Here is a 10,573-nt window from a genome sequence, read left to right on the forward strand (position 1 = left end):
ACGGAGGAGAAGCAATGGAAAAGATAAAGATCAAACAAGTAAAGAGCCGCATCAACTGCCCCGCTGTACAGAAGAAGACACTTGATGCACTGGGCTTGAGAAAACTCAACCATGTCGTAGAACACGACGCTACCCCCCAAATCCTGGGTATGGTAGAGAAGGTAAAACACCTGGTGAAAGTAGTTGAGTAATTTTATCCATCGATTAAAAAAAAGTAACAATATGGACTTGAGTAATTTAAAACCCGCCGAAGGGTCAACCAAAACAAGAAAGAGAATCGGTCGCGGACCGGGTTCGGGTTTGGGTGGAACTTCTACCAGAGGTCATAAAGGAGCAAAGTCGCGTTCGGGTTACAAACGCAAAATCGGTTTCGAGGGTGGTCAGATGCCTCTCCAACGCCGTGTTCCGAAATTTGGCTTCAAGAATATAAATCGTGTAGAATACAAAGGCATCAACCTCGAGGCTCTGCAATCGCTGGCCGATAGCCAGAAATTGGAGAAGATCGACATCGAAACACTTGTGGCTGCCGGATTTATTTCTTCGAATCAGTTAGTGAAAATTCTTGGTAAAGGTGCTCTTACGGCCAAATTGGAAGTTTGCGCTCACGCATTCTCCAAAACTGCCGAAGCTGCTATCGTTGCCGCAGGTGGAACAGTAGTCAAACTCTAATACAATGAGAGCAATAGAAACTATAAAAAACATTTGGAAAATCGAAGACCTCCGCAAACGTATCATCACCACTATCCTGCTGGTGCTGGTATACCGCGTGGGGTCATACGTCGTGCTTCCGGGTATCGATCCTGCCAATCTGGATGCCTTGCGCAACCAGACGAGCAAGGGTCTGATGCAGTTGCTCGATATGTTTTCGGGAGGTGCATTCTCCAACGCTTCGATTTTTGCCTTGGGAATTATGCCTTATATCACCGCCTCGATTGTGATTCAATTGCTGGGTATGGTGATGCCCTCGTTCCAGAAGCTGCAACGCGAAGGCGAGAGCGGTCGTACGAAACTTAACCAATACACCCGCTATTTGACCGTTATCATTCTGCTCCTGCAAGGTCCCGCCTACTTGGTGAACCTGAAAGTACAGATGGGTTCGGCCTTATTCCCCTCCGGTTGGTTGTTTATAGTTTCTTCTACAATCGTGCTTGCTGCCGGTAGTATGTTTATCATGTGGCTGGGCGAACGGATCACCGACAAAGGTATCGGTAACGGTATTTCGTTTATCATCCTGGTCGGTATCATCGCCCGTCTGCCGCTGGCTTTCGCCGCCGAGTTTACCAGCCGTCTGGCTTCGAAACAAGGTGGTTTGGTGATGTTCCTGGTCGAGATCGTCTTCCTGCTGGCCGTTATCGCCGCAGCAATTCTGCTCGTACAAGGCACCCGGAAAGTCCCCGTACAATACGCCAAACGTATTGTGGGTAACAAACAGTACGGCGGCGCTCGCCAGTATATCCCCTTGAAGGTCAACACGGCCGGTGTGATGCCTATCATCTTTGCCCAGGCCATCATGTTTATCCCCATCACCATTGCCGGGTTCAGCGTGACCAACGCAAGTTCGTTCTGGCAATCGTTCATGTCGATGACGGGATTCTGGTATAACTTCGTGTTTGCATTCCTTATCATCGTTTTCACCTACTTCTATACGGCAATCACCGTGCAACCCACGCAGATGGCCGAGGATATGAAACGCAACAACGGCTTTATTCCCGGTGTGAAACCCGGTAAGAAGACTGCCGACTACCTCGACTCGATCATGTCGAGAATCACGTTGCCCGGTTCTATCTTCCTGGCTATCGTGGCTATCATGCCGGCCTTTGCCCAGATTTGCGGTGTAAGCGCCGAGTTCTCTCAGTTCTTCGGCGGAACGTCGCTGCTCATTCTGGTAGGTGTAGTGTTGGATACTTTGCAACAAATCGAAAGCCATTTGATGATGCGCCATTACGACGGTCTGATGAAATCGGGCCGCATTAAAGGTCGTAGCGGAGCTTATTAAAACAAGGAGTATAGATAATGATTTATCTTAAAACAGACGAAGAGATAGAGTTGATGCGGGAGAGTAATCTCTTGGTGGGCATGACCCTGGGCGAAATGGCCAAGTGGGTAGTCCCCGGGATTACCACCCTCCGGCTCGACAAGATAGCCGAGGAGTTCATTCGGGATCACGGGGCCGAACCCGGGTTCCTGGGTTACGCCGGCTATCCCAACTCTCTTTGCATCTCGGTCAACGAGGTAATTGTACACGGTATTCCCAACAGCTACGCCCTGCGCGAGGGCGACATCGTGTCGATCGATTGCGGCGTAGTGAAAAACGGCTTCAACGGCGATTCGGCCTATACCTTCTGTGTAGGCGAGGTTGCCCCTGAAGTGAAACAGTTGCTCAAAACCACCAAAGAGTCACTCTATCTGGGTATCGAGCATGCTGTCGAGGGAAAACGCATAGGCGATATAGGCCATGCCATTCAAACCTATTGCGAAGCTCGTGGTTATTCTGTAGTGAGGGAGTTGTGCGGACACGGTGTAGGCAAGCACCTGCACGAAGAGCCCAATGTCCCCAATTACGGACGTCCCGGTACCGGCCCGCTGCTCAAGAACGGCATGTGTATTGCCATCGAGCCCATGATCAACCTGGGTTCACGCAATATCGTCATCGAGCGCGATGGTTGGACTACCCGCACACGCGATCGCAAACCCGCTGCTCACTTCGAGCACACGATAGCAATCAAAGGAGGGAAGGCCGATATACTCTCTTCGTTTGAATATGTAGAGCAAGTTTTAGGAGACAAATCAATTTAACTATAATTTATGGCGAAGCAAGCTGCAATAGAACAAGATGGTGTAATCGTGGAGGCATTGTCGAATGCCATGTTCCGCGTAGAGTTGGAAAACGGGCATGAGATAACCGCCCATATCTCGGGAAAGATGCGTATGCACTTCATCAAGATACTCCCGGGTGATAAGGTGCGGATCGAAATGTCGCCCTATGATTTGACCAAAGGAAGAATTGCTTTTAGATATAAATAAAAAACAACAATATGAAAGTAAGAGCATCATTGAAAAAACGTACGCCCGATAGCAAGATCGTGAGAAGACACGGCCGTTTGTACGTAATTAACAAGAAAAATCCTAAGTATAAACAACGTCAAGGATAAATTTATTATTATTTTTGCAAATTAAAAGATTCTAATATATGGCAATAAGAATTGTTGGTGTAGACCTGCCGCAAAATAAGAGAGGAGAGATCGCCTTGACCTATATCTATGGTATCGGTCGTAGCGCGGCTAATTCCATTTTGAGTAAAGCCGGCATTGACAAAGACATCAAAGTGAAAGATTGGACCGACGACCAGTCGGCAAAAGTACGTGAAATCATCAGTACCGAGTATAAGGTGGAGGGTGACCTTCGTACCGAAATACAGCTGAACATCAAACGTCTGATGGACATCGGTTGCTACCGGGGTATCCGTCACCGTATCGGTTTGCCTGTGAGAGGCCAGAGCACCAAGAACAACGCTCGTACGCGTAAAGGTAAAAAGAAAACCGTTGCAAATAAGAAAAAAGCTACTAAATAATAAGTAAGTATGGCAAAAAAAACAGTCGCAGCAAAGAAGAGGGTTGTAAAGGTTGATGCCGTTGGCCAGGCCCATATCCATTCTTCGTTCAACAACATTATTGTAACACTTGCCAACAGCGAAGGTCAGGTGATTTCGTGGTCGTCGGCAGGTAAAATGGGCTTCAGAGGCTCTAAGAAAAATACTCCTTACGCCGCTCAAATGGCCGCACAAGATTGTGCAAAAGTGGCTTATGACCTGGGCTTGAGGAAAGTGAAAGCCTATGTAAAAGGCCCCGGAAACGGTCGTGAATCGGCTGTAAGAACTATTCATGGCGCTGGTATCGAAGTAACCGAGATTATCGATGTAACTCCGCTGCCGCACAATGGTTGTCGTCCTCCTAAGAGAAGAAGAGTTTAATTTTTCTTTATTTGTAAACAGAGAATCCCGAACAGTGAATAAGATTGCATAATAATCCTCTCTGCAATCGCGGCTGCACTCTTCTCGGTTCGCAATATTTAATAATTAAAAAATTTTAGAAATGGCAAGATATACCGGACCTAGAACAAAAATCGCTCGTAAATTTGGCGAAGCTATTTTTGGCCCCGATAAAGTTCTTACGAAAAAGAACTATCCCCCGGGACAACACGGCATCAACAAGAGAAGAAAAACTTCCGAGTATGGCGTTCAGCTTCGTGAAAAGCAAAAAGCCAAATACACTTACGGTGTATTGGAAAAACAATTTAGAAACCTCTTCGAGAAGGCTTCTCGTACCAAAGGTGTGAAGGGTGAAGTGCTCCTTCAACTGCTCGAAGCTCGTCTCGACAACGTGGTATTCCGTTTGGGCATCGCCCCCACGCGTGCCGCTGCCCGTCAGCTCGTGCTGCACCGTCACATTGTTGTCGACGGCAAAGTGGTGAATATCCCGTCGTATTCGGTAAAACCGGGTCAAGTAGTTGGCGTTCGTGAGAAAGCCAAATCGCTCGAGGTTATAGCCGATGCACTTGCTGGATTCAATCACAGCAAATATCCTTGGTTAGAGTGGGACGAGAGCTTGAAGAGCGGTAAATTGTTGCATTTGCCCGAAAGAGCCGATATCCCTGAAAACATTAAAGAACAGTTGATCGTTGAGTTGTATTCTAAACAATAATTGATTCCATGGCGATATTAGCATTTCAAAAACCCGATAAAGTATTAATGCTGGAAGCGGACAATTTTTTCGGTAAATTCGAATTTCGTCCGTTGGAGCCCGGCTACGGTGTTACCGTGGGTAACGCCTTGCGCCGTATCCTCCTTTCCTCGCTTGAAGGTTTTGCGATTACGTCGATTCGTATCGATGGCGTAAAGCATGAGTTTTCTACGATTCCCGGTGTGATCGAGGACGTGACAAACGTGATTCTGAATCTCAAAAAGGTTCGTTTCAAACAGGTCGTTGAAGAAATCGAGAATGAAAAAGTAACCATTACTGTTTCGGGTACGGACGTGTTCAAGGCAGGTGACATCGGTAAATCGCTTACCGGTTTCGAAGTTTTGAACCCCGATTTGGTTATTTGCCATTTGGATTCAAGCGCAAGTTTTCAAATAGATATCACCATCAACAAAGGCCGTGGCTATGTTCCCGCCGATGAGAACCGCAACCCCGCCGACGATGTGAATGTAATTCCTATCGATTCGATCTATACCCCGATTCGGAATGTGAAATATTCTGTTGAAAATTTCCGCGTAGAACAGAAAACGGACTACGAAAAACTGATTCTTGAGATTACAACCGATGGTTCCATTCACCCCAAAGAGGCGTTGAAAGAGGCTGCCAAAATCTTGATTTACCACTTCATGTTGTTCTCTGACGAGAAAATCACGCTCGAGACCAACGATGCCGATGGTAATGAAGAGTTCGACGAGGAAGTATTGCACATGCGCCAGTTGCTCAAAACCAAACTGGTCGACATGGACTTGTCGGTACGCGCCCTCAACTGCTTGAAGTCGGCCGATGTCGAGACCCTTGGCGATCTGGTGGTATTCAACAAGACCGATTTGTTGAAGTTCCGCAACTTCGGTAAGAAATCGCTCACCGAGCTCGATGAGCTCTTGGCTAACTTGAACCTTTCGTTCGGAATGGATATCTCGAAATATAAATTAGATAAAGAGTAAAACGATGAGACATAATAAGAAATTCAACCACTTGGGTCGTACCAAAGCTCACCGCGACGCTATGCTGTCCAATATGGCTACTTCTTTGATTCTCCACAAAAGAATCTTCACCACGTTGGCCAAAGCCAAAGCGCTGAGAATGTATGTCGAGCCCCTGATCAATCGTGCCAAAGAAGATACTACCGCTTCGCGTCGTGTAGTATTCCGCTACTTGCAGAGCAAACAGGCTGTTACCGAACTGTTCAAAGAGATTTCGGTTAAGATTGCCGACCGTCCCGGAGGATATACCCGTATCTTGAAAACGGGCAACCGTTTGGGCGACAACGCCGTTACTTGTATGATCGAGCTCGTTGACTACAACGAAAACATGCTCAAAGAGAAAGCCGCTAAGAAAGCAACTCGTACCCGTCGTTCGAAAAAGAGCGCCGCTCCTGCTGCTGCCGAGGCTGCTGCTCCCGCTGCTGAAGCTCCTGCAACTCCGGCCGCCGAGGCCCCTGCTGCCGAGGAAAAAGCTGCAGAATAAGAGGATCGATTTATTGCTATATAGTAAAAAGCTCTCCGAGTGTTCGGGGGGCTTTTTATTTTTCTGTCGGGGTGGTAGTGCTTGTCCGGGAAACGGCTGTAGAGATAGGGGCAGACAGTCTTGTCGGGTTTGGGGAGAGGCTGTTGTATAGGATTATTTGGCGGTCATTCGACGGTTGTATGGGGCATTTGCCGACGTTTGGGTGGCGGCTTTGGGGTGATTGGTCTTACGGATATAGGACTAAAACAAGGGCTATACCACCCCGACGTAACGGTTCGGCCGGTACAGCCCTTTGTGGCGGAATCGGTCTCCGTGAGGGAGACCGATTGCAATCGATTATTTCACGATTACCTTTTGCGTAGTTTGTCCCACACGGGCTATGTAGATGCCCGGTGTCAACGGCAGGCGATATTCGGGAGCCGCTATCGTCTGCTGGGTCACGAGGTGGCCGTCGATGGTAAATACCTCCACGCGCTCGTGGGTGGCTCTGGCGATGATTATCTCGCCTTGGCCGCCGGCGATGAATACCGAGGCCGATGTGGCTGTTTCGATAGCACTGGCGCCATAGTTGTCGATGCGCAGGTTGTCGATAAAGATATAGGGATAGAGTGCGTGGAGCGAGGTGAACTCCAGTTGTATGGTCTGGCTTTTGTAAGCCTCGAGCGAAGCCTCTACCTTCAGCCATCCCTCTTGGTCGCCGAGGTCGCAAATCTGGAACGATTTTACCTCCTGTACAGTTCCGTTGGCGATTGCAGAAACCCTCAACGTATTGATGTCGCGATCTTCACCATCTACGATATTGTAGGTATAGAAGGTAAGTGTCGGAGTTTCGAGACCGCTCAAGTCTATTTTGCCGGTTACGAAGGTAGCCGAGTCTTGCAGGTAGGAGCCCTCCGAGCCGAAAAAGCCGTTGTCGCCATCTTGCGATTCGATGCCCGTTTCGTTGGTAAATCCTTTCCAGGTGGCCAGATTGTCGCTGTAAAGTCCTATGATAGTAGCCGGTGTTCCGTTGGCAAATGATTCGACGAACGGGGTTGCATAGGCCGGACCGAGAGGCAGCAACGGGGAGTTCATGAAGTCTGAGATACCGCCTCGGGTCTCGGCTACGAGGGCATATTGCACAAACGATTGTGTCGACACGTCGTCGGTCGCCTGGAAGGTATAGGAGTCGCCGGTAATACCGTCGAACAGGAGTGTGGCCAGGCCGTCGCCGCCGTAGATGCGGTAGGTCACGAAGGCCGGGTCGAGTGTGTTGTTGCGGATGTCGGTGGTAACGGGTGTCCATTTCAGAATCACCTCACCCGGTTTGCTCCCTTCGGTCAGGCTGATTCCGGTGGGATTGGAGGGTTCCAGCACTCCTACGAAGGCGCTTGTTTCGATGGCGGGACTTTCGCCCGAACCGTTCACGGCAACGGCCGAGTAGGTGTAGCGCGAGCATTCGGGCACTTCGTCGACATAGGTAAGTTCTGCTCCGGGAGCCGGGGAGTCAAAGGTGTGTATGAGGCTGTCGTTGCGCATGAGGCGAACACTCTCGAGGCTCTCGAGGGCATCGCCGTTCAGGTCGAGGGTGGGGGCGGTGAGGGCGATGTCGGCCTTTAACTCACCATTGGTGCGGGTAGTTGCTGTCAAGTCCGACGGAGCAGCCGGAGCCGAGGCCCCTTTGGCTTCGCCCACACTCAGGTTTTTCAGACTGATCAAGAGCATATCGGCATCGCTGCACCCGTGTATGCCGATATAGTAGTACCGCTTTCGCTCGGTGAGAGGGTGCCGCTGTAACTCTTGTAGACGGTGTGTGCGACCTGCATTTTTTCGATGATGGTCTCGGTCATGGATTCGGGAGTATTCTCTTTGCCATACATCACCTCAAAGCTCTCGTTGTAAGAGTCGCTTCCGGTCATTACTTCAATCGAGAAGTTGTAGATTTTTCCCCCTTCGAGGGCCAGAGCCGGGGTTATCAGCCAGTCATTCATGGCCTCATTCGAGTTGTACGAGATTTGAACCGATCCCAGATAGGGGCCCCAGGTTACTCCGTCGTTGTTTACATCGACAATGGTGTAGTCGTTTACGAAAGCATCGTTAGCGAAACTCTCCGCGTAGGGCGGTGTTATTGGTTCGGTTGCGGCTTGCGGTTGAGCAACTGTTGCCAGCGAGAAGGTAGCACATAGCAAAAGTGTAGAAATTTTCATGCGATGAATTTTCATACAGTTTACGGTTTAAGGGTTAGTATTAAGATATTTTGGTTTAGTGTATAATGGATTTGAAGCCTATCTGCACATCTTTCCTACAAATGTATATACATGCAGCGCCAAACGGTTTTGTCGTATAGTTAATAATTATTAAACAGTCCTCCTCCGATAGGGAAAAGTAGAGTAAGGAATGTTCTGTATAAATCACCAATTAAATCAAATGGATATGGAAAAGATTGCAAACATTCAAGCTCGGGAGATTCTCGATTCACGAGGTAACCCCACGGTCGAAGTCGATGTAGTGCTCGATTCGGGTGTTAGAGGCCGTGCCGCTGTTCCTTCGGGCGCATCGACCGGGGCACATGAGGCCCTCGAATTGCGCGACGGCGATAAATCGCGCTATGGTGGAAAAGGTGTGCAGAAGGCTGTGCATCATGTCAACGATGTGATTGCAAAAGCTCTCAAAGGGGCCGACCCTTTCGAGCAGAGTCGTATCGACCGGCAGCTGATCGACCTCGACGGTACCCCCTCGAAGTCGAAGCTGGGAGCCAATGCCATCCTGGGTGTCTCCCTGGCTGTGGCCAAAGCGGCTGCCGCTCAATTGGGTATCCCTCTGTATCGTTATATCGGTGGGGCCGATACCTATGTGATGCCCGTCCCCATGATGAATATCATCAACGGCGGCTCGCATTCCGATGCTCCTATTGCTTTTCAAGAGTTTATGATTCGTCCCGTAGGGGCATCCTCTTTTAAGGAGGGGTTGCGCATGGGGGCCGAGGTGTTCCAGGCCTTGAAGAAGGTGCTGCATGGCAAAGGGTTGAGTACCGCCGTGGGCGACGAAGGAGGCTTTGCCCCTGCCTTGCCGGGTACCGAGGCTGCCATCGAGACCATACTCGATGCCGTGAACCAGGCCGGCTATATGCCGGGGCGCGATGTGCGCATTGCTCTCGACTGTGCGTCGTCCGAGTTTTATGTCGATGGACTCTACGACTATACGCGTTTCGAGGGACCCGGTGGTGTCAAGCGCACGACTCAACAGCAGGCCGAATACCTGCAAGACCTTATCATGCGCTATCCTATCGACTCGATCGAGGACGGCATGAGCGAAGACGATTGGGAAGGTTGGCGTCTCCTCACCGATTTGATTGGCGACAAGTGTCAGCTCGTAGGCGACGACCTCTTTGTGACCAATGTCGACTACCTGGCCGAGGGTATTCGCAAGCATTGCGCCAACTCCATATTGGTAAAACTTAATCAGATAGGCACCCTTACCGAGACGCTTCGGGCCGTACAGTTGGCGCAGCGCAACGGGTACACGGCTGTCATCTCGCACCGTTCGGGCGAGACCGAAGATGCCACTATTGCCGATATTGCCGTAGCGACCAATGCCGGGCAGATAAAAACCGGGTCGCTCAGCCGTTCCGACCGCATGGCCAAATACAATCAACTGCTCCGTATCGAGGAGGAGCTGGGTAGCGTAGCCCAATATGGTTATAAAACGATTGTCTAATTCCGCTCTGTTTTCGTTCCGGGGAGGCAGGCTTTTGGCATAGTCGCAAAAAATCGCGAAAAAAAAGTTTGTTTATAACGGAGTGAAAATGGGGAAGTTGAGAGAAAAGTATGTTTTATAGCATAAAAAAGTCCTCAAAAAATTTGGAGGGAATATATAAAAACGCCTACCTTTGCATCGCTTTTCGAAAGAACACCGGGTCAACCGGAGCGAAAACGGAGGGCACAGTTCATTGACAAGACTGAAAAGAAGCAAGTGTAGTACAAGAGAAAAAGAGAGAACGAAGTCAATTCGGCCGGGAGTCCTTCGAAGGTATAAAATAAGAAAAACAAGATATACAACGAAGAGTTTGATCCTGGCTCAGGATGAACGCTAGCGACAGGCCTAACACATGCAAGTCGAGGGGCAGCGCGGATGTAGCAATACTTCTGGCGGCGACCGGCGCACGGGTGAGTAACACGTATGCAATCTGCCTGTAACAGGGGGATAACCCGGAGAAATCCGGCCTAATACCCCATAACGACAAGGTCTCGCATGGGACGATGTCTAAAGAGAGCAATCTTGGTTACAGATGAGCATGCGGTCCATTAGCCAGTTGGCGGGGTAACGGCCCACCAAAGCGACGATGGATAGGGGTTCTGAGAGGAAGGTCC

Annotated in this window: 14 protein-coding genes and 1 rRNA gene; 13 read left to right on the forward strand and 2 right to left on the reverse strand. The window is 49.6% G+C overall.

What is annotated here, in order from left to right:
• The first annotated feature begins 14 nt into the window (after nucleotides 1-14).
• From rpmD to rplQ, 11 genes are all read left to right on the forward strand, one after another.
• Nucleotides 15-191, forward strand: a complete 177-nt coding sequence (rpmD, locus tag B5F38_RS04045) for a 50S ribosomal protein L30 (RefSeq protein ID WP_025278752.1) — start codon at nucleotides 15-17, stop codon at nucleotides 189-191.
• A 31-nt stretch (nucleotides 192-222) separates the two neighbouring features.
• Nucleotides 223-669 carry a 50S ribosomal protein L15 gene (gene rplO, locus B5F38_RS04050; protein ID WP_087408029.1) on the forward strand — a complete coding sequence of 149 codons (447 nt, stop codon included), beginning with the start codon at nucleotides 223-225 and terminating at the stop codon, nucleotides 667-669.
• Nucleotides 670-673: 4 nt separating this feature from the next.
• Nucleotides 674-1,996, forward strand: a complete 1,323-nt coding sequence (gene secY / locus B5F38_RS04055; RefSeq protein WP_087408030.1) for a preprotein translocase subunit SecY — start codon at nucleotides 674-676, stop codon at nucleotides 1,994-1,996.
• Between the two features lie 17 nt (nucleotides 1,997-2,013).
• Complete coding sequence (gene map / locus B5F38_RS04060; RefSeq protein ID WP_087408031.1) at nucleotides 2,014-2,796, forward strand: type I methionyl aminopeptidase; 783 nt, start codon at nucleotides 2,014-2,016, stop codon at nucleotides 2,794-2,796.
• A gap of 9 nt (nucleotides 2,797-2,805) precedes the next feature.
• Complete coding sequence (infA, locus tag B5F38_RS04065) at nucleotides 2,806-3,024, forward strand: translation initiation factor IF-1 (protein WP_025278756.1); 219 nt, start codon at nucleotides 2,806-2,808, stop codon at nucleotides 3,022-3,024.
• Between the two features lie 11 nt (nucleotides 3,025-3,035).
• A complete protein-coding gene (gene ykgO / locus B5F38_RS04070; RefSeq protein ID WP_008862836.1) occupies nucleotides 3,036-3,152 on the forward strand; it encodes a type B 50S ribosomal protein L36 in 117 nt (38 codons plus the stop codon).
• 38 nt (nucleotides 3,153-3,190) lie between these two features.
• Nucleotides 3,191-3,571: a 30S ribosomal protein S13 gene (gene rpsM, locus B5F38_RS04075; protein ID WP_087408032.1), complete on the forward strand. Its 381-nt coding sequence runs from the start codon at nucleotides 3,191-3,193 to the stop codon at nucleotides 3,569-3,571.
• Between the two features lie 9 nt (nucleotides 3,572-3,580).
• Entirely contained in the window at nucleotides 3,581-3,970 is a 390-nt protein-coding gene (gene rpsK / locus B5F38_RS04080; RefSeq protein WP_087408033.1) for a 30S ribosomal protein S11, read from the forward strand.
• A gap of 121 nt (nucleotides 3,971-4,091) precedes the next feature.
• A complete protein-coding gene (gene rpsD / locus B5F38_RS04085; protein ID WP_087408034.1) occupies nucleotides 4,092-4,700 on the forward strand; it encodes a 30S ribosomal protein S4 in 609 nt (202 codons plus the stop codon).
• 8 nt (nucleotides 4,701-4,708) lie between these two features.
• A complete protein-coding gene (locus B5F38_RS04090) occupies nucleotides 4,709-5,701 on the forward strand; it encodes a DNA-directed RNA polymerase subunit alpha (protein ID WP_087408035.1) in 993 nt (330 codons plus the stop codon).
• A 4-nt stretch (nucleotides 5,702-5,705) separates the two neighbouring features.
• Nucleotides 5,706-6,224 carry a 50S ribosomal protein L17 gene (gene rplQ, locus B5F38_RS04095; RefSeq protein WP_087408036.1) on the forward strand — a complete coding sequence of 173 codons (519 nt, stop codon included), beginning with the start codon at nucleotides 5,706-5,708 and terminating at the stop codon, nucleotides 6,222-6,224.
• A gap of 336 nt (nucleotides 6,225-6,560) precedes the next feature.
• Here the strand turns inward: rplQ and B5F38_RS04100 are convergent, their stop codons facing one another.
• Both B5F38_RS04100 and B5F38_RS04105 read right to left on the reverse strand, forming a co-directional pair.
• Nucleotides 6,561-7,928: a DUF6383 domain-containing protein gene (locus B5F38_RS04100; RefSeq protein WP_087408037.1), complete on the reverse strand. Its 1,368-nt coding sequence runs from the start codon at nucleotides 7,926-7,928 to the stop codon at nucleotides 6,561-6,563.
• On the reverse strand, nucleotides 7,919-8,425 hold the full coding sequence (locus tag B5F38_RS04105; RefSeq protein ID WP_143240899.1) for a choice-of-anchor J domain-containing protein: 507 nt from the start codon (nucleotides 8,423-8,425) through the stop codon (nucleotides 7,919-7,921). Before B5F38_RS04105 ends, B5F38_RS04100 begins: the two co-directional genes overlap by 10 nt.
• A 211-nt stretch (nucleotides 8,426-8,636) precedes the next feature.
• On the opposite strand from B5F38_RS04105, the gene eno reads away from it, so the two are divergent.
• Both eno and B5F38_RS04115 read left to right on the forward strand, forming a co-directional pair.
• Entirely contained in the window at nucleotides 8,637-9,920 is a 1,284-nt protein-coding gene (gene eno, locus B5F38_RS04110; RefSeq protein WP_087408050.1) for a phosphopyruvate hydratase, read from the forward strand.
• Between the two features lie 337 nt (nucleotides 9,921-10,257).
• A 16S ribosomal RNA gene (locus tag B5F38_RS04115) occupies nucleotides 10,258-10,573 on the forward strand; the annotation flags it as partial.

Source organism: Barnesiella sp. An22, assembly GCF_002159975.1.
In the GTDB taxonomy this organism is placed as follows: Bacteria; Bacteroidota; Bacteroidia; order Bacteroidales; family Barnesiellaceae; genus Barnesiella; species Barnesiella merdigallinarum.